Origin of the sequence: Paraburkholderia aspalathi (assembly GCF_905220735.1) — a bacterium.
Taxonomy (GTDB): domain Bacteria; phylum Pseudomonadota; class Gammaproteobacteria; order Burkholderiales; family Burkholderiaceae; genus Paraburkholderia; species Paraburkholderia aspalathi.
This window is the reverse complement of sequence record NZ_CAJNBA010000003.1, coordinates 273047-291400: the sequence shown is the minus strand read 5'-3', so window position 1 is coordinate 291400 and position 18354 is coordinate 273047. Positions and strand designations below refer to the sequence as shown.

The following is an 18354-nucleotide window of genomic DNA, read 5'->3' as shown; positions in this document are numbered from 1 at the left end:
ACAAACGTCAATCGACGCTCGCGCACTGAACCGGCTTCGCCGCCAGCAAGCCGGTCAAAATCGTGGGCTCGATGCTGACCAGAAAACCGCGCCGTCCGCCGTTCAACCAGATCTTGTCCATCTCGAGGATGCTCGACTCGACATACACCGGCATCTGCTTCTTCGTACCGAACGGCGATGTACCGCCGATCAGATAGCCGGAATGCCGGTTCGCCACCTCGGGTTTGCATGGCTCGACGCGTTTCACACCGATCTGTCGCGCCAGATTCTTGGTGCTGACGGTGCGGTCGCCGTGCATCAGTACGATCAGCGGCTTGGCGTGCTCGTCTTCCATCACCAGCGTCTTCACGACATGATGTTCGTCCACGCCGAGCTGGCGCGCCGATTCCTCGGTGCCGCCGTGCTCCACGTAATCATAAGGATGTTCGCCGAAAGTGACGCCGTGACGGCGCAGAAACTGCGTCGCGGGCGTTTCGGAAACGTGTCTGGATTTGCTCATCGGCGCATTGTAATGGCGAGTTTGCGCGACGGCTATTTGCCAAACGGCCAATTGTGCGGGATCGGCGATTGTGGCACGATCGTTCGCAAATCTTCCGGCACACTGTATGCCGGGCACTGAATACGTTTAGCGACCATGCAGAGCTCGAACTCTGGTCGACAGCTTTGCATGGGACCAGAGTAACGCGCTAAAGCGCCAACTCTGGTCGACAGCTTTGCATGGGACCAGAGTAAGGCGCTAAAGCGCCAACTCTGGTCGACACAGGAGACAGCATTGAGCCTCGATTCATCCACCCGTTCCACGATCGACATTCCCGCGCTGCTGGCCGCCCTGCCCACGCGTATTGCCGACATTCCGGCGCTCGCGGCCGCGCGCGATCCGCAACACGTCGCCCTGATCGAGGATGCGCGCCGCCTCACCAGCGCGCAGCTTCTGGAAGCCGTCAATGCCACCGCCGCGCAGTTGCGCGAATGGGGCGTGCGTGGCGGCGATCGCGTGATGATCGTGGCCGAGAACAGCATCGTGCAGATCGTGCTGCTGTTCGCCACCGCGCAACTCGACGCGTGGGCGCTGGTGTCGAATGCCCGTCTGTCCGCCGCCGAACTCGACGCGATCCGGGCGCACGCGCAGCCTCGCTTGGTCGCGTATGCGGTCGAAAGCTCCGTGGATGCCCAACAGCATGCGCAGCGGCACCAAGCCACTACAGCGCCTGCCATCACGCCGGATATCGGCGCCTGGTCGTACACGATCGACGCCGACGCGAAAGCCGAGCCGGTCGAAGCCGCGAATGACCGTCAATGCGCCGCGCTGATCTACACCACGGGAACCACGGGCGCGCCGAAAGGCGTAATGCTGTCCCACCGCAATCTGCTCTTCATCGCAGCCGTCTCGAGCCGTTTGCGCAATGTCGGTCCGGACGATGTCGTGTACGCCGTTCTGCCGATCTCGCACGTGTACGGCTTTGCGTCGGTCTGCCTCGGCAGCCTGCACGCCGGCGCGACCTTGCGCCTCGCTCCGCGTTTCGCACCGGAAGCGGTGCGGCGGGCGCTCGCCGACGAGCGCGTGTCGATCTTTCAGGGCGTCCCGGCCATGCACGCCAAACTGCTCGAACATTTGCAAACGCACGGCCACGCGTGGTCCGCGCCGCGTCTGCGCTTTGCCTATTCGGGCGGCTCACCGCTCGACTCCGCGCTCAAGGCGCACGTCGAAAGCGTCTACGGCCTGCCGCTCCACAACGGCTATGGCATGACCGAGAGCAGTCCGACCGTCTCTCACACCATGCTCGATGCGCCGCGCAGCGATTGCTCAGTCGGCGAGGTCATCCCTGGCGTCGACGTGCGGTTCGTCGGACTCGACGGCGTGGATGCCGCGCCGGGAGAAATCGGTGAACTGTGGGTACGAGGCCCGAACGTGATGCTGGGTTACTACCGCAGCCCGGAGCAGACCCACGTCGTCGTTACCGAAGACGGCTGGCTCAAGACCGGCGACCTCGCGCGGCAGGACGCGGACGGCGCATTGCATATCGTCGGGCGCAGCAAGGAGCTGATCATCCGCTCGGGCTTCAATGTGTATCCAGCGGAAGTCGAGCACGTGTTGAACGCGCATCCGCAGGTGGTGCAGTCGGCGGTGATCGGGCGCGCGGTGGAGGGTAACGAGGAAGTGGTCGCGTTCGTCGAATTGATCGCGGGCGCGACGGTGACGCCGGCTGAACTGATCGCGTGGTGCGGCGAGCGTCTCGCGCCGTACAAGCGCCCTGCCGAAGTGAAGGTGCTCGCCGCGCTGCCGGCCGCGTCGACTGGCAAGATTCTCAAGCACCGGCTTCGCGAATTCGTCTAACGCGCCTCACCCGCGCGGATGATGCTGCGCATGCAGCGACTTCAAGCGTTCGCGGGCCACGTGCGTATAGATTTGCGTGGTCGAGATATCCGTATGACCGAGTAGCAACTGAACGACGCGCAAATCGGCGCCATGGTTCAGCAGGTGCGTCGCGAACGCGTGCCGCAACGTATGCGGCGAGAGCGGCGCGCGCACGTCGGCCGCCGCCGCGTGACGCTTGATGATGTTCCAGAACTGCTGGCGGGTCATGCCCTCCGCGCGGCTCGTGACGAACAGTGCGTCCGTCGCGCGCGCACCGAGCAAAGCCGGACGCGCTTCGCGCAGATAGCGTTCGATCCAGCCATGCGCCTCTTCGCCGAAGGGAATCAGGCGCTCTTTCGAACCCTTGCCCATCACGCGCACTACGCCTTCGTTCAGGCCCACTTCCACCGTCTTCAGCGTGACGAGTTCGGTGACTCGCAAACCGCTCGCATACATCAATTCCAGCATGGTGCGATCGCGCAGGCCCAAGGGCGTGTCGATATCCGGTGCACCGAGCAGCGCTTCGACTTGCGCTTCGCTGAGCGTCGACGGAAAACGCGGCGGTTGCTTGGCCGAACGGATACGCACGGTCGGATCGGCCTTTGCGCGATGCTCGCGCACGGCCCAGCCGTAATAGCGGCGAAACACCGAAAGCCGCCGGTTCGCCGAGGTGGACTTGTCTTTCTGACGAGCCGCGCTGTAGGCGTTGAGATCGGCCTCGCTGGCGGTGTCGAGCGATGTGTTGCGGGTTTGCGCGAGCCATTCGCAGAACAGGCGCAGATCGCGCCGGTACGCATCGAGCGTGTTGCGCGACAAGCCGTGCTCGAGCCACAACGCGTCGCAGAAGGCGTCGATCGAAGCCGAGCTCGATACAAACAAAGGTGACGCGATGGGCGCGTCGTCAGCCACGGTGTCGATCATGCGTAGGGAATGCCTTCATGCGCCAGAAGCCAGCGCTTGACGTTGCGAAAGAAGCCATCTCCGGCGTGATGCGCGAATCCGCCGATGCCGCTCGCACTGACCACCCGATGACACGGAATCACGATCGGAAAGTAGTTGGAACCGCACGCCTGGCCGACCGCGCGCGGCACACTGCCTAGCTGCCGTGCAAGTTGCCCGTAGGTCAACACGACGCCCGGCGGGATGTCGCTGATCGCTTGCCACACGCGCCGCTGAAACGGGGTGCCGACCGCTGCCAGCGGCAATTCGAACTTCGCGGACGCCCGCTCGAAATATCGCTCGATCTGCTCGACGGCCTGCTTTGCCAGAGGCGTGTCCGGCGTCACGCTCTGCACCGACTCCGGCAGATAGACGATCTCACGTACGGCATCGCCTTCGAGGCGGATGCCGACCTTGCCGAACGGTGCATCGATCACTGCGTTGAACATGGTTGCCTGCTCCGTGATTGCCGCTACTTTACGCCGCTTCCAACGCCCACTCCACATGCTCGCGCACGACGGCAGAAGGATCCTCAACACGCAACTTCAGCGCATCAACAATTGCCTCGCGCGCATCCCCACTCAAACTCTCCGACGAAGCCCGCAGCGCATTACCCATCCCCACAGCCAGATTGCGCAACCAACTCTCATAGCCGATGCGACGAATCGCACTGCCCTGCATGCGCGTATCGAACTCGTCGGCGGACCATGCAAACAGTTCGACCAGCGTCGCGCGATCGAGTCCATGCCGCACATCGAAATCGGCGACCGGCGCGGCCTGCGCAAACTTGTTCCACGGACAGACGAGCTGGCAATCGTCGCAGCCATACACACGATTACCGATCAGCGGCCGCATTTCCAGGGGAATATTGCCCTTCAATTCGATCGTCAGATACGAAATACAGAGGCGTGCATCGACCTTATAGGGCGCCACGATCGCCCCCGTCGGACAGGCATCGATGCAGCGCGTGCAACTGCCGCAATGCGAGCCCGGCGTTTCGGGCGCGTCGGCGGGCGACGTCTCGGCATCGGTCGGCAAAGGCACATCGACGTAGATTTCGCCCAGGAAAAACAGCGAACCCGCGTCGCGCTGCAGCAGCAGCGTGTGTTTGCCGCGCCAGCCGATTCCGGCCTTCTGGGCAAGTTCTACTTCGAGCACAGGCGCCGAATCGGTAAATACGCGGTAGCCGAACGCGCCGATCTCCGCCTCGATTTTCTCGGCCAGATGTTGCAAACGGTTACGCATTACCTTGTGATAATCGCGGCCCCGCGCATAGATCGACACCACTGCGGCCGATGGGTCCGCAAGCCGCGCATGCTCCGCTGCGCGCCAGTCTGGCGGCGCCGGCGGTACGTCCTGCAAAGCGCTTTCGTGCGCCTTTCCGCTCAATGTTTCCGCAGGCAAATAGGCGATGCGCGCGGTAATCACACGTCGCGTGCCGGCCACAAGCTCGGCGGGGCGCGCGCGTTTCATACCGTGTTTCGCCATATAATCCATCTCGCCGTGGCACCCCGCTTCCAGCCATGCTGCAAGCGGCGCTTCGGCAGCGGAGAGATCGGTGTCGCTGATGCCGATCGCCCCGAAACCCAGTTCACGGCCCCACGTTTTGATGTTGAGCGCGAGCGCATTCAGCGCCGCTTCATCGAAATGACGCTCGGCACGCACATCGTCGTTTGACGCAGGCGTGCAGGAAACAGGGGACTCCGGACTTCGGTTCATCACGCCATTTTACGAGAATGCCCGTCAATCCCGATCTCGCGATCCAACCGCCCGCCAATATCCTGCTCGAACGCTCCTTCGCGCTCGCGGATGAGGCCGCCACCAACGCATTCGGCGAGCGCTTCGCGCAGGCGATCGAAAGCGTGCGCGAGTTGCAACAAACTGGGCAACAACAGACGCCAGGCGTCGCGGGTCATCAGGCATTCCACGGACTGCAAGTCCAACTCGTCGGCGACCTCGGCGCCGGCAAAACCACACTCGTGCGCGCGACCTTGCGCGGCCTCGGCCACGTCGGCCGCGTACGCAGTCCCACCTACACACTCGTCGAACCCTACGTGCTCGAGCGGCCCGCCGGGGAACTCGCGCTCTATCACTTCGATCTGTATAGATTCACGGACCCGGCCGAATGGGCCGACGCGGGCTTTCGCGAGTACTTCGACAGCGGCGCCATCTGCCTCGTCGAATGGCCGCAGCGTGCCGGGCGTCTCCTTGGCGTGCCGGATCTCGTCTTCGCGCTCGACCTGGACCACGGGGGCGACGGCCGGATACTCGTCGCACGGGCATACAGCGAATCAGGAAAGGCATGTCTCGAAAGATGTTGATCAAACCGTTCCGCTCGATCGAATCGGCGGCTACCGCAACACATAACTGGCGGCGCCGGCAGATTCTGCGCGCGGGTGCGTCCACGCTGGTGCTCGGCCTTGTTGCCCCGCGTCTCGCGTGGGCGAGCTCGGTGCTGGGCGTGCGGGTCTGGCCGGCGCGCGATTACACGCGCGTGACGATCGAATCGGACCAGCCATTGCAGAACGCGCAGCAGTTGCTGCAGGGTCCTGACCGGCTGGTGGTCGATCTGAGCGGCCTCGATCTGGATCAGGCGCTGAAGGATCTGGTATCGAAGATCACGCCGAACGATCCGCAAATCCAGTCGGTGCGTGTCGGTCAATATCAACCGCACGTCGTGCGTATGGTGTTCGATCTGAAAGGCTCGGTGAAGCCGCAGGTGTTCACGCTGCCGCCGGTCGGCGCGTACAAATACCGGCTGGTGTTCGACCTGTACCCCGCTGTCGCGCCCGATCCGCTGATGGATCTGCTCGCGCAGACCGAGCGCAAGCAGCAAACGCTGGACGAAAACAACGCGCCGCCCGCCACGCTGAGCGGCCCCGGCACCACGCCGCCCACCGCCGACAACAGCGAAGCCTTTTTCGAGCGTTATGCGCAGAACGGCGGCGGCGGGACGGCGCCGAACGTATCGCGTCCGCCGGTGCACGTTGTGCCGACACCGGCTCCGCCCATCCTCGGCAAGCCTTCTATCCCGACGGCTCCGGTCGCGCCGCCAACCGCCATCGCCCGCAACAAAGGCGGCACGAGTGGCAGCAACCTCGGTGGCGACGACAACGACGGCGACGATAACTACGCCTTCACCAACCCGAAAACCGGCAAGAGCAACACGGTGCGTCTGCTCACCGTCGCGGTCGATCCGGGTCACGGTGGCGAAGACCCGGGCGCGATCGGCGGCTCGGGCACGTACGAGAAACACGTCGCACTCGACATCGCGAAGAAGCTGCGCGCGAAGATCGACGCACAGCCGAACATGCGCGCCATGATGACGCGCGACGCCGACTTCTTCGTGCCGCTGAACGTTCGCGTGCAGAAGGCGCGGCGCGTCGGCGCGGACCTGTTCGTGTCGATCCACGCGGACGCGTTCACCACGCCCGATGCGAAGGGCTCGTCGGTGTTCGCCTTGTCGGAGCACGGCGCGTCGAGCGCCGCGGCGCGCTGGATGGCGAACAAGGAGAACTCGTCGGATCAGATCGGCGGGATCAACATCAAGTCCGCGGATGCCACGGTCAATCGTGCGCTGTTCGATATGTCGACCACCGCGCAGATTCGCGATTCGATGCGCTACGGCAACTTCGTGCTGAAGGAGATCGGCGGGATCAACAAACTGCACAAAGGCTCGGTCGAACAGGCCGGCTTTGCGGTGCTGAAGGCGCCGGATATTCCGTCGATCCTCGTGGAGACCGCCTTCATCAGCAATCCGGATGAAGAGCGCCGCCTGAACGACGACGCGTATCGGGAGAAAATGGCCGACGCGATCATGACCGGCATCAAGCGCTATTTCGCGGCGAATCCGCCGTTGGCGAAGAACCGCATGACCTGACGCTAGCCGGCGTGACACCGCGTCACGCAAGCGATAAAAAAACGGCCGCTCGATGCGGCCGTTTTTTCTGCATCACGCTTAAGAGGCCGTCAACGCGCCGGCGAAAGCCGCTGCACGACCCAACCGCCGAACACATTCACCGCCAACCCCGCCATCACCAGCAAGGCGCCCACGATCTGCGCCTCGGACAACTGCTCGTCGAGAAACAGGGACGCCGACGCCAGCCCGACAATCGGCACCAGCAGCGAGAACGGCGCCACCTGGCTCGCCGGATAGCGCGACAGAAGCCGGCTCCACAACCCGTAGCCGATCAGCGTCGCGATAAACGCGAGATACACGATGGCGAAAATCGACATCGCACTGATCCCGGACAGCGCCGCGACGATCCGCTGCGGCCCCTCGAAGGCGTACGACAGTGCGAAAAACGGCAAAGGCGGAATCAGGCTGCCCCACACCACCAGCCCGACCAGATCGACCTTGCCGACCTTCTTCGTGACGATGTTGCCGAGCGCCCAGGAACACGCGGCGCACAGCGTGAGGACGAAGCCTGCGAGCGTCATCGCATGGCCGCCTTGCATGCCGATGACCGCGAGGCCGCCCGCGGCGATCAGCAAACCGACGATGTTCGGCACGCGGAAACGCTCATGCAGAAACAGCGCCGCGAAGATCAACGTGAAGAATGCCTGCGCCTGCAAGACGAGCGACGCGAGCCCCGCGGGCATGCCGACGTACATCGCCGAGAACAGGAAAGCGAATTGCCCGAACGAAATCGTCGCGCCGTAAGCGAGCAGCCAGCGCCACGGCATCTGCGGCCGCTTGACGAAAAACACTGCCGGCACGGCGGCGAGCGCGAAACGCAACGCGCCGAGCAGCATCGGCGGCACACCGTGCAGACCCACCTTGATCACGACGAAATTGACGCCCCACGCAATCACGACGACCAGCGCGAGCAGTAAATCCCTAGGCGACATCCCGGTCTCCATTTCGTTGTTGGATCCGGCAGTTTAGCGGACGTCGCCAGACTCGGCAGTGCGTTAAAACGTAGTTAGCCGTTCAGCCAGTTTTCCACGCGCAACCCCGGATAGGCGGCGAAGTCGCGTTCGTTGTTGGTCACCAGCACCACGTCAAGCCCCACGGCATGTGCCGCGATCAGCTTGTCGAGTTGATCCTTCTTACGCTCGCGCGTCGCTTCGCGAATCGGACCGTACGCGCTTGCTGCCGCGCTGTCGAACGGCATGACCAGAATGTCTTCGGCAAGCGCCGCCAGACTGCGGCGATCGCGCGCGCGGTTCGCCGATACCGCCACGCCGTATTCGAGTTCCGCAAAGGTGATGGCCGACATCACCACGTCGCCAACCAGACATTGTGCAAAGCGCTTCGCGACCTGTTCCGGCTGGTTCTTCATCAGGTAGATGCAGATATTGGTGTCGAGCATGTAGCGCGGCATTACAAATCCTCGCGCTCGGCCTGCTCGTGATCACCACGACCTTCCGCCATGAAGTCGGGCCCAAATTTCGCGAATTTCTTGAGCACGCCGGTCAGCGGACGCCTGGTTGGACGGATCCGCAATTCTTCGCCGACCCGTTCGATTTCAACCTCGACGTCGGCCCGGTCGAAGGCCAATTCGGCTGGAATACGCACGGCTTGCGAATTGCCGTTGCGAAAGACTTTGGTGAGCATGCTGAACTCCTGCTGCGGATGTACGCTGTATGTACGAGCTAATACTATAGTTCTCCGCGCCGCCAATGTAAATACATGTGTGTACATTGGCGGCGCAGAATGCGGTCGCGGCCTCAACCGCAGTAGAATCATCCATTAAACAAAATCCAACCCACCCTTCCAGCCGAGCCTGCCCATGTCTTCCTCGATCAAAGCAGTTCTCAAACCTCATCTGCGCGACGTCGGCAGCCTCACCGTGCGGCGTGTGCTGCCGGCCATGGCTGCGCGCCTGATCGGCCCGTTCATCTTTTTCGACCACATGGGCCCCGCCACGCTCGACCCCGGCGTTGGGCTGGACGTGCGTCCGCACCCGCATATCGGCCTCGCCACCGTCACGTATCTGTTCGAAGGCTCGATCATGCATCGCGACAGCCTCGGCTCCGAGCAGAAGATCGTCCCGGGCGACGTCAACTGGATGACTGCCGGACGTGGCATCGTCCATTCCGAACGCACGCCGGCCGAAGACCGCGCGAGCGGTCTCGCCATGCACGGCATCCAGACCTGGGTCGCGCTGCCGCTAGACGACGAAGACATCGAACCGTCCTTCGCTCATCATGCGGCGGACACGCTGCCGGTGGTCGAGCGCAACGGCGTCACGCTGCGCGTGATCGCGGGCACGGCGTTCGGCGAAACCTCGCCGGTCGCGACTTTTTCCGGCACGCTCTACGTGGCCGCCGAGTTCGCCCCGGGCGGCGCCTTCGCGCTTGAACCGGAACACGAGGAACGCGGTGTCTATCTGGTGGACGGCGATCTGGAGATCGACGGCACGCCGCTCGAAGTCGGCCAGATGGCCGTGCTCGCACTCGACGAAACTGTCACGCTGGCCAGCACCCACGGCGCGCGCGTGATGCTGCTCGGCGGCGAGAAACTGGATGGCGAGCGCTTTATCGAATGGAATTTCGTCGCCAGTTCGCGCGAGAAGATTGAAGCCGCGAAGCTGGCGTGGACCAATCAGGAGATGGGCAAGGTGCCCGGCGAAACCGAATGGATTCCGCTGCCGACAAGAAAATGAGCGAGCAAGGCGGCGCTCATTCGGTCGCCGCCGGCAAGCTCGCCGCTTGCGCGAGCACGTGCGGCCGCGGCGGCCTGCATCCGCCGCGTTGAACCATTGAATTCGCGGCATACGGCCCCATCTAGCCGACAAACCGTTTTTATCGACGAGGACGCAATGGACACCACTCTGGCCACTTTCGAACAGGACGTCATTACGGCGTCGACACTGGCCCCTGTGCTGGTCGATTTCTGGGCGCCGTGGTGCGGCCCCTGCAAGACGCTCGGCCCGATGCTCGAGAAGCTCGAAGCCGAAGCCGCCGGCAAATGGAAGCTGGTGAAGGTGAACGTCGACGAGAACCAGGAACTGGCCGCGCACTTCCAGGTACGCAGCATTCCGCACGTCATGGCGTTTGCCGATGGCCAGCCGGTCGATCAATTCGTCGGCGTGCTGCCGGAAGGCCAGTTGCGCGAATTTATCGAGCGCCTCGTGCCGCAAGGCGCGGACGCGGCACGTCTTGAAGCGCAAGCCGCGTTGGCCGAAGGGCGTCGTGAGGATGCGTATGACGCACTGCAAGCTGCCCTCGCCTACGACCCAGGCTTCGACGAAGCGCGCATGGATCGCATCGAAATGCTGCTCGAAGATAATCGCATCGACGAAGCACGCAACGAAGTCGACTTGCTGTCGCCGAAAACCACGCAAGGGATCGACGCCCGCTTCAACGCGATCAAGACGCGGCTCGATGCGGTAGACGCGGCGGCTGACCTGCCGCCTACGGATGCGCTTGAAGCCAAAGTCGCAGCAAACCCGGACGATCTCGAAGCACGCTTCGATCTGGCTAGCGCGCTTATCGCCCGCCGCAAATATGAAGGCGCGCTCGAGCATCTGCTAGCCATCGTGCAGCGCGACCGCACATTCCGCGACGACATCGGCCGTAAGACGATGCTGTCGGTGTTCGATCTCGCCGCGCATCAGCCGGAGCTGGTGTCGCAATGGCGGCGCAAGCTAAGCGCCTTGTTGTATTAACTGGCTGTGTGTTCAGGTGCGGCGAACGAGCCGCGCCTGCTCCGCCAACGCCCGCAACACATGCGCGGCCGCAGCAAAACCAAAGCTCGCCGTCACGCACACGCTCGATCCAAATCCCGCGCAGTTCAAACCCACTGGTCCCGTATGTCCCGGCGACGTCGTGACGTGCTCCGCTTCCTCATCGATATCGCAAACAGCGGCTTCCGGATAGATTAGCGGCTCGTCGGAATACACTGCGCTCACCTTAAACTTCGCCTTCGGGCCACGCGGAAAACCATGTAGTTTGCGCAGCTGCCCGCGCACTTTCGACAGCAGCGGGTCCTGGATGGTCAACGCGAGATCGTCGATCCGGATACGCGTCGGGTCCAGTTGGCCGCCCGCGCCGCCCACCGTAATCAACGGCTGCTTCTTCTCGACGCACCACGCGATCAACGCGGTCTTGGTGCGCACACTGTCGATCGCATCGATCACGTAATCGAAACCACCACCGAGCGTCGCCGCAAAATTGTCCGGCTCGACAAAGTCTTCAATCAGCCGCACGTCGCAGAACGGATTGATTGCCGCGATGCGTTCGGCCATCGCCTCGACCTTCGGTTTTCCGTAGTTGCCGTCCAGCGCATGGATCTGGCGGTTAGTGTTGCTCTCGGCAACATTGTCGAGGTCGATCAAGGTCAGCGTGCCGACCGCGCTGCGCGCCAACGCCTCGGCCACCCACGAGCCAACCCCGCCAATGCCGATCACAGCAACATGGGCCCCTTCGAACGCAGCGAGCGCCGGCGCGCCGTACAGGCGTGCAATGCCGCCGAAGCGCCGCGCGCGATCGGCGGTTTCACTCCCATCGAGGCTGGTAGTAAGATCGGACTGCGCGGTGGGGCTGGACATGGTGGAAGGCTCGTTCAAAGCAGGCAAAACATAGAGTGGCAAAAAACGCTCAGGCACACTCGAGCGTTCGCAGCCCGTATTTTGCCTGATCGCGACGATCCACATGGCCACACCCACTCAGGCACACTCAGGCACAAACGGCCGCAAAACATTGTGGTGTGGATGTCCACACAGCCCAGCGGGGCTTGACCTGGTCGCGCGCAAAAAATTCAAGCCCTGGCTATACTGGTTAGACTGAAGCGTTCGCATAAGAACATGACCTCACTCGCCGAACTTCGAAAAAACTATTCGCTGGGTTCTTTGGACGTTGCCGATATCAACCGCAACCCGTTTCGTCAATTCGACGCGTGGTTTCAGCAAGCGGTAGACGCCCAACTGCCCGAACCGAATACGATGACGCTGGCCACCGTCGACTCGCGTGGCCGGCCGTCGGCGCGCATCGTGTTGATCAAAGGTGTGGACGAGCGCGGCTTTGTGTTCTTCACCAACTACGAAAGCCGCAAGGGCCGCGAACTGGCTGCCAATCCCTACGCGAGCCTGCTGTTCTACTGGATCGAACTCGAACGCCAGGTGCGCGTGGAAGGCCGCATCGTCAAAACCAGCCCGGAAGAAAGCGATACGTATTACGCGTCGCGTCCGCTCGGTTCACGCATCGGCGCGTGGGCATCCAATCAAAGTCAGGTAATTGAAAGCCGTTCGCAGCTCGAAACACGCGAACGCGAAATCAGCCTGCAATACGGCGACCAGCCACCGCGCCCACCGCACTGGGGCGGTTATCGTTTGGTACCCGAAGCAATCGAATTCTGGCAGGGCCGACCGTCGCGTCTGCACGACCGTCTGCTCTTCACGCGTTCAAGCGAAAGTAGCGACTGGCAAATCTCCCGCCTATCGCCTTGAATCGGAATACAACACGTATGCGCGTTGCCAACGCAGCAACGCGCGACGGCCGGATTGCGCCTCGCGGTATGGGAGTTGCACCGCAGTGAGCTGCGATCCACACAGGCTTTGCTTTAGTTCAACGGACACGGAGAAATCACATGTTCTGGGAGAAAAAGCTGGCGCAGTGGGTGGAAGACGTAAAAACCAAGGCTAACCTGCCAGCACGCCTTGTGTTGTGGGACGGTCAGCAACATGACTTCGGGCAGTTCGCCGCGCCTCAGGTCACGCTACATGTCAAAAGCGCCACGGCGCTGCCCTATCTGCTCGAACCGAGCCTCGACAATCTCGGCGAGGCGTACGTGAAGGGCAAGATCGACATCGAAGGCAAGCTGTCGGACATCATCAACGTCAGCTACCAGCTGGCGCGCAACACCGTCACCAGCGCGAGCAAGCTGGCGCGCGTGCGGCGCTACTTCCAGCACTCGAAGTCGTCGGACAAGAAGGCCATTCAGTATCACTACGACGTCTCGAACGAGTTCTACAAGCTGTGGCTCGACGAGAACATGGTGTACTCGTGTGCGTACTTCGAGAATGGCGACGAAGATCTCGCCACCGCGCAGATCAAGAAGATCGATCACATCCTCACCAAGATCCAGTTGCAACCGGGGCAGCGCCTGCTCGATATCGGCTGCGGCTGGGGTGCGCTCGTGCTGCGCGCGGCTCAGAAGTTCGGCGCGAAGTGCGTGGGTGTGACGCTGTCGCAGAACCAGTTCGATCTCGCCACCGCACGCGTGAAAGCCGCGGGTCTGGAAAACCAGATCGAGATTCGTCTGCAGGATTACCGCGACGTCGAAGGGCAATTCGATCGCATCACCAGCGTCGGCATGTTCGAGCACGTCGGCCGCAAAAATCTGCCGGGCTACTTCAAGAAGATCCACGATCTGCTCGTCGACGACGGCGTCGCCATGAATCACGGCATCACGTCGAGCGATTCGGACAGCGGCGAAACCGCGCTAGGCGGCGGCGAATTCATCGACCGTTACGTGTTCCCGGACGGCGAGCTGCCGCATATCGGCCTTGCGCTCGAAGCAATGCAGCGCGGTGGACTCGAAGCGGTTGACGTCGAAAGCCTGCGCCGTCACTATGCGCACACGCTGGACATCTGGGCGGAAAACTTCGAGGCGCATGCGGACGAAGCCCGCACGCTGGTCGACGACGAAAAATTCCGCATCTGGCGCGTGTACCTCGCCGGTTGTGCGTACGCATTCGAAACCGACGACGTCTCGATCTACCAGGTGGTGTGCCGCAAAGCCGGCCGCAGCGCGAAAACCTTGCCGTGGTCGCGTCGCTATATGTACGACAAATCACTGTGATACGGTTGCGCCACGGCGATGTGCCGTGGCTGCGTGCCGGGTCTACGTGCATGGCGTAGGCGGCCCGACGCGGCGCAAACCTTAAACAGCAGGTCGAACATCGATGGACCAGAGCGGGACAAGTGAAGTTGAACAGCCGGTGAGCGGCGAGCAGGACACACAGGCCGATGCACCGCAGTTCGATCTGTTCGGGATGCCGGTCGAGCAGGTACCGGCATCGGCGGCGCCCGCCGCTGCCACCCCGGCAACGGTCGACGAAACGGCACAGCTCGAGCGGCGGCGGCAGCCGCGCGCAAAGAAGAGCGCCACCACCCTCTGGCAGGAAGATGACGCGCCATCGGCGCCCATCGCCGACGCCGACTCCAGCTCAACACCGTCTGCCCCGGATACGCCGAAGAAACGCCGTACCCGCGACGTGCTCGCCGCTCCGCCCTCTGCTGAACTCCTGGCGCTCGCCGCCGAACTGCCGGCGCAGATCCACCTCGGTACGTCGACATGGTCGTTTCCGGGCTGGAACGGCATTGTCTACGGCGACGAGTACAGCAACAGCAAACTCTCGCGCGAAGGTCTGACGGCCTACGGCGCGCATCCGCTGCTAAAGACTGTCAGCATCGACCGGTCGTTTTACCAGGCGCTCACCGTCACCGAATACCTGCGCTACGCGCAGCAGGTGCCGGAGCACTTCCGCTTCATCGTCAAAGCGCCGATGACGATCACCGACGCCACCGTGCGCGCCGAACGCGGCGAGCCGGTTTCGTTGAACCCGTGCTTCCTGAACGCGCAAATGGCGATCGACGAATTCGTCGCACCATGTCTCGAAGGCCTCGGTACGAAAGCCGGTGCGCTGGTGTTCCAGCTCTCGCCGCTGCCAGACCAGATGCTCGCGCAACCGGCGGTGTTCATCGAGCGACTCGCCGAGTTCCTGACGGCGTTGCCGAAGCTGCCCGAGGGCACGTGCTATGCGATCGAAATCCGCGATGGGAGTTTGCTCACGCCGCGCTTTATCCGCACGCTAAAGGCGGCGGGCGTGCGGTATTGCGTGGGGATTCATGCACGGATGCCGGATCCGCTGCGCCAGGCGGCGGCGCTCGCGCTACTGGACGGCGAGCCGGCCGGCCCGCTGATCGTGCGCTGGAGTTTGCACGGCGGCTTCAAATACGAACAGGCGAAAGCCAAGTACGAACCGTTCAACCAGCTGGTCGATCAGGACCCGTCGACCCGCGCGGCGCTCGCCGAGCTGGCCGCGCGCTATGCGCTGGCCGGCCAGCCGGTGGTGATCGCGATCAACAATAAGGCGGAGGGGTCGGCGCCGTTGAGTTGCGTGGAACTGGCGCGGGAGATTATTGAAGCGTATGCACGGATTGCTCACGAGCACGAACATGAGCATGGCCATGACCAGGTGCAAACGCGCCCGGAGTCAGAGCCCGATTCGAACGAGAATGGGCAGCAAGAAGGCGACGAGGAAGGCTGAGCGGCGGCGCAACGCCCACGCGTGGCGAGCCATCTGAGGTCACGTGGCTCGCCGAGCCGCCACTTAAACGCCGGCGGCCCAAGTCGAAACCTGAACCGCCGCCCGTCCCGCGATCAGACCTCCACCGCCGCGCCGACTCAGCTCGCCTTGATCCGATGCGCGAACTTCTGACGAAACTTCGCGACCTTCGGCGCCACGACAAACGAGCAGTACCCCTGATTCGGATGCTGCGCGAAGTAGTTCTGGTGATACGCCTCAGCCGCCCAGTAATTACCGTCGAGCGGTAGCACCTGGGTGACGATCTGGCCGTCGTAGATACCCTGTTCACCGATCTCGCGAATCGCTTGCAGCGCCGTTTCACGCTGCGCGTCGGAGTGGGTAAAAATCACCGAGCGGTACTGCGTGCCGACATCGTTGCCCTGCCGGTTCAACTGGGTCGGATCGTGGATCGCAAAGAAAATATCGAGAATCTCGCGATAGCTGATCTTCGCCGGATCGAAGTCGACGTTCACGACTTCCGCGTGGCCCGTCACGCCGTCGCACACCTGCTCATAGGTCGGCCGCTGGGTCTGGCCGCCCGCGTAGCCCGACTCCACCGAGTTCACGCCTTCGACGCCCAGATACACCGCTTCGAGGCACCAGAAACACCCGCCACCGAGGGTGGCGACTTCGCCTGTCTGACTCATGCTGCTTGCTCCTTGATACTCATAGTCGGCCGATGCCGGTCCCAGTTAACCGCAACGCTCATGCCACCACCAAGACTTTCCAGCTTAGCGGTTTTTCCATTAACCGGCAGGTGTCGCGGCCAGTCCACCGCGATTGCAGTTAAAATTGGGGCAAATCGACGATTTTCACTATGACTTTTGAATCATTTGTTTCCGGCCGCACGCGCGATGGGTTCACTCCGGGGTTCGCCCGGTTTGCGCCGAAGGCTTCCGCCCGATGAAGCGCGCCAGCCCGCCCAACTTCGACCAGCCCGCCTTTAAACAGGCGCTCAGCCAATTCGCCACCGGCGTCACCGTCATCACCACGCGTGCGGCGTCCGGCCAATTGATCGGCATCACGGCCAGCTCGTTCAATTCGGTTTCGCTCAATCCGCCGCTGGTGCTGTGGAGCCTCGCCACGCGCTCGGCGTCGATGCAGGTGTTCCGGGCGAACAGTCACTACGTGGTCAACGTGCTTGCCGCGTCGCAGCTCGATCTGTGCAAGCGCTTTGCCACCGTGAAGGGTGATCGTTTCGAAGGTGTCTCGCACGCCGAAGGCGACACCGGCATGCCGGTGCTCGACGGCGCACTCGCCTGGTTCGAATGCCATAACCGCAGCCGCTACGAAGAAGGCGACCACGTGATTTTCGTCGGCGAAGTGGAGCGCTGCGGCGTCCACGAGAGTGCCGCGGAGATTGCGCCGCTCGTCTTCCACAGCGGTCAATTCCACGGACTCAAGCCGCTCTGAACGCGGCGCCGCTGTGTTTTAACAGCGGCCCGCAAGCGGGTAAAACCGGCTACACGGCCAACCGAAGCAAGCTGACCAGCAACTCGCACTCAGCTGTGTGGCGCGCTATGTCCGGTAGTTTTCGGCACCAGCGACACCGGTACGCCCGAATCTTCTTTCAACGTCTGCAACACGATATTCGAACGAATATCCATCACGCCCGGCGCCTTATAGAGGCGTTGCAGCACGAAATCCGAATAGTGTTTGAGATTGTGGGCGAGCACCCGCAGCAGATAATGGGTTTCGCCGGTCACGACAAACGCACCGACCACTTCCGGCCAGTCCCGCACCGCCTCCGCAAAACGCTCGTGCCAGTTCTCCTGGTCGTTGCGCATCGACACCTGCACGAACGCTTCCAGTTCAAAACCCAGCACTTCGCGATTCAGACACGCACGGTAATGTTCGATGACGCCCTGCTCTTCCAGCAGGCGCAGGCGTCGTAGACAGGCCGATGGCGAAAGCGAAATGCGCTCCGCCAAGTCGAGATTGCTGATCCGTCCTTCTTGCTGAAGCACCGTCAAGATACGGCAATCGGTGGCGTCGAGCGAGATCGCGTTCATATTCGGTCTCCCTTTCCCATTTGACTCAAATTATGTTCCAAGACACGGCTCAGAAGGAGATTTTTTCGCAATCACATTTCGCGCCAAGCCACCTATCATTCCCGGATAGACACAATCCGCAGATGGAGACATGGACACACTCTGGGACATCACCCCCGCCGTCGATACCGCGACGCCCGTCTGGCCCGGCGATACGCCGGTCGGCATCGAACGCGTGTGGCGCATGGAGGCGGGCTCGCCCGTCAACGTCGCGCGGCTGACCTTGTCGCCGCATACCGGCGCCCACACCGACGCCCCGCTCCACTACGACGCCGAAGGCGCGGCGATCGGCCAGGTTGCGCTCGATGCGTACCTTGGACGCTGCCGCGTAATTCATTGCATCGGCGCTTCGCCTGTTGTCACGCCACAACACCTGAGCGGCTCGCTCGACGACCTGCCGCCGCGAGTCTTACTACGCACTTACAAAAACGCACCGACTGCGGTCTGGGATAGCGCGTTCTGCGCGGTTGCGCCGGAAACGATCGACCTGCTGGCAGCGAAAGGGGTGAAGCTGATAGGCATCGATACGCCGTCGCTCGATCCGCAGGAATCGAAGACGATGGACGCGCACCATCGCATTCGCGCTCACCGCATGGCGATTCTCGAAGGCATCGTGCTGGATGCCGTCGCACCCGGCGACTACGAACTGATCGCGCTGCCGCTGAAGCTGACCACGCTCGATGCGAGCCCCGTGCGCGCCGTGTTGCGCGCGCTGCCCGAGTCTCGCTGATCGGCGACGCTCTGCAAA

The 18354-nt window shown here is 62.7% G+C and carries 20 protein-coding genes; 10 read left to right on the top strand and 10 right to left on the bottom strand.

The features are described 5' to 3' along the window. Window positions 1–7: 7 nt before the first annotated feature. Window positions 8–499, bottom strand: coding sequence for a Cys-tRNA(Pro) deacylase (ybaK, locus tag KHO30_RS20160; protein ID WP_200618244.1), 492 nt, complete (start codon window positions 497–499; stop codon window positions 8–10). Window positions 500–772: 273 nt separating this feature from the next. On the opposite strand from ybaK, the gene KHO30_RS20155 reads away from it, so the two are divergent. Beyond that, window positions 773–2335 carry a class I adenylate-forming enzyme family protein gene (locus tag KHO30_RS20155; RefSeq protein WP_211701991.1) on the top strand — a complete coding sequence of 521 codons (1563 nt, stop codon included), beginning with the start codon at window positions 773–775 and terminating at the stop codon, window positions 2333–2335. A gap of 6 nt (window positions 2336–2341) precedes the next feature. On the opposite strand, the gene xerD is transcribed toward KHO30_RS20155, so the two are convergent. From xerD to queG, 3 genes are read right to left on the bottom strand one after another with little or no spacing between them, the layout of a single operon-like run. Further along, window positions 2342–3277 carry a site-specific tyrosine recombinase XerD gene (xerD, locus tag KHO30_RS20150; protein WP_211701989.1) on the bottom strand — a complete coding sequence of 312 codons (936 nt, stop codon included), beginning with the start codon at window positions 3275–3277 and terminating at the stop codon, window positions 2342–2344. Next, complete coding sequence (locus KHO30_RS20145; RefSeq protein WP_175050862.1) at window positions 3274–3744, bottom strand: methylated-DNA--[protein]-cysteine S-methyltransferase; 471 nt, start codon at window positions 3742–3744, stop codon at window positions 3274–3276. Before KHO30_RS20145 ends, xerD begins: the two co-directional genes overlap by 4 nt. Before the next feature lie 28 nt (window positions 3745–3772). Further along, complete coding sequence (gene queG / locus KHO30_RS20140) at window positions 3773–5014, bottom strand: tRNA epoxyqueuosine(34) reductase QueG (protein WP_200618242.1); 1242 nt, start codon at window positions 5012–5014, stop codon at window positions 3773–3775. A 17-nt stretch (window positions 5015–5031) separates the two neighbouring features. Between queG and tsaE the strand changes: the two genes are divergently transcribed. Together tsaE and KHO30_RS20130 are read left to right on the top strand one after the other, a co-directional pair. Further along, a complete protein-coding gene (gene tsaE / locus KHO30_RS20135; RefSeq protein ID WP_211701987.1) occupies window positions 5032–5616 on the top strand; it encodes a tRNA (adenosine(37)-N6)-threonylcarbamoyltransferase complex ATPase subunit type 1 TsaE in 585 nt (194 codons plus the stop codon). Next, on the top strand, window positions 5598–7175 hold the full coding sequence (locus KHO30_RS20130) for an N-acetylmuramoyl-L-alanine amidase (protein ID WP_211701985.1): 1578 nt from the start codon (window positions 5598–5600) through the stop codon (window positions 7173–7175). Before tsaE ends, KHO30_RS20130 begins: the two co-directional genes overlap by 19 nt. An 89-nt stretch (window positions 7176–7264) precedes the next feature. Here the strand turns inward: KHO30_RS20130 and KHO30_RS20125 are convergent, their stop codons facing one another. The 3 genes from KHO30_RS20125 to vapB all read right to left on the bottom strand — a co-directional run bounded on the left by KHO30_RS20125 (window position 7265) and on the right by vapB (window position 8855). Further along, window positions 7265–8146: an EamA family transporter gene (locus KHO30_RS20125; RefSeq protein ID WP_211701983.1), complete on the bottom strand. Its 882-nt coding sequence runs from the start codon at window positions 8144–8146 to the stop codon at window positions 7265–7267. Between the two features lie 74 nt (window positions 8147–8220). Then, window positions 8221–8622, bottom strand: coding sequence for a type II toxin-antitoxin system VapC family toxin (locus KHO30_RS20120; RefSeq protein WP_093635692.1), 402 nt, complete (start codon window positions 8620–8622; stop codon window positions 8221–8223). Next, a complete protein-coding gene (vapB, locus tag KHO30_RS20115) occupies window positions 8622–8855 on the bottom strand; it encodes a type II toxin-antitoxin system VapB family antitoxin (RefSeq protein ID WP_054034329.1) in 234 nt (77 codons plus the stop codon). The genes KHO30_RS20120 and vapB overlap by 1 nt, the downstream gene beginning before the upstream one ends. 175 nt (window positions 8856–9030) lie before the next feature. Here vapB and KHO30_RS20110 point away from each other — a divergent pair, with 175 nt between their 5' ends. Next, on the top strand, window positions 9031–9906 hold the full coding sequence (locus KHO30_RS20110; RefSeq protein WP_093635690.1) for a pirin family protein: 876 nt from the start codon (window positions 9031–9033) through the stop codon (window positions 9904–9906). 156 nt (window positions 9907–10062) lie between these two features. Then, window positions 10063–10911, top strand: a complete 849-nt coding sequence (gene trxA, locus KHO30_RS20105; RefSeq protein ID WP_200565133.1) for a thioredoxin — start codon at window positions 10063–10065, stop codon at window positions 10909–10911. Window positions 10912–10923: 12 nt separating this feature from the next. Here the strand turns inward: trxA and tcdA are convergent, their stop codons facing one another. Next, complete coding sequence (gene tcdA / locus KHO30_RS20100) at window positions 10924–11793, bottom strand: tRNA cyclic N6-threonylcarbamoyladenosine(37) synthase TcdA (protein ID WP_200565134.1); 870 nt, start codon at window positions 11791–11793, stop codon at window positions 10924–10926. A gap of 255 nt (window positions 11794–12048) precedes the next feature. On the opposite strand from tcdA, the gene pdxH reads away from it, so the two are divergent. The 3 genes from pdxH to KHO30_RS20085 all read left to right on the top strand — a co-directional run bounded on the left by pdxH (window position 12049) and on the right by KHO30_RS20085 (window position 15516). After that, window positions 12049–12690, top strand: coding sequence for a pyridoxamine 5'-phosphate oxidase (gene pdxH, locus KHO30_RS20095; RefSeq protein ID WP_211701981.1), 642 nt, complete (start codon window positions 12049–12051; stop codon window positions 12688–12690). 140 nt (window positions 12691–12830) lie between these two features. After that, on the top strand, window positions 12831–14045 hold the full coding sequence (locus KHO30_RS20090) for an SAM-dependent methyltransferase (RefSeq protein ID WP_093635684.1): 1215 nt from the start codon (window positions 12831–12833) through the stop codon (window positions 14043–14045). Between the two features lie 103 nt (window positions 14046–14148). Beyond that, window positions 14149–15516 carry a DUF72 domain-containing protein gene (locus KHO30_RS20085; RefSeq protein WP_244864094.1) on the top strand — a complete coding sequence of 456 codons (1368 nt, stop codon included), beginning with the start codon at window positions 14149–14151 and terminating at the stop codon, window positions 15514–15516. Between the two features lie 137 nt (window positions 15517–15653). On the opposite strand, the gene msrA is transcribed toward KHO30_RS20085, so the two are convergent. Beyond that, complete coding sequence (msrA, locus tag KHO30_RS20080) at window positions 15654–16202, bottom strand: peptide-methionine (S)-S-oxide reductase MsrA (protein WP_093635680.1); 549 nt, start codon at window positions 16200–16202, stop codon at window positions 15654–15656. A 256-nt stretch (window positions 16203–16458) separates the two neighbouring features. Here msrA and KHO30_RS20075 point away from each other — a divergent pair, with 256 nt between their 5' ends. Beyond that, window positions 16459–16968, top strand: coding sequence for a flavin reductase family protein (locus KHO30_RS20075; protein WP_093635678.1), 510 nt, complete (start codon window positions 16459–16461; stop codon window positions 16966–16968). Window positions 16969–17057: 89 nt separating this feature from the next. Here the strand turns inward: KHO30_RS20075 and KHO30_RS20070 are convergent, their stop codons facing one another. After that, window positions 17058–17567, bottom strand: a complete 510-nt coding sequence (locus tag KHO30_RS20070; protein WP_054034335.1) for an Lrp/AsnC family transcriptional regulator — start codon at window positions 17565–17567, stop codon at window positions 17058–17060. A gap of 130 nt (window positions 17568–17697) precedes the next feature. On the opposite strand from KHO30_RS20070, the gene kynB reads away from it, so the two are divergent. Further along, window positions 17698–18336, top strand: coding sequence for an arylformamidase (gene kynB, locus KHO30_RS20065; protein WP_211701979.1), 639 nt, complete (start codon window positions 17698–17700; stop codon window positions 18334–18336). The last annotated feature ends 18 nt before the right edge of the window (window positions 18337–18354 follow it).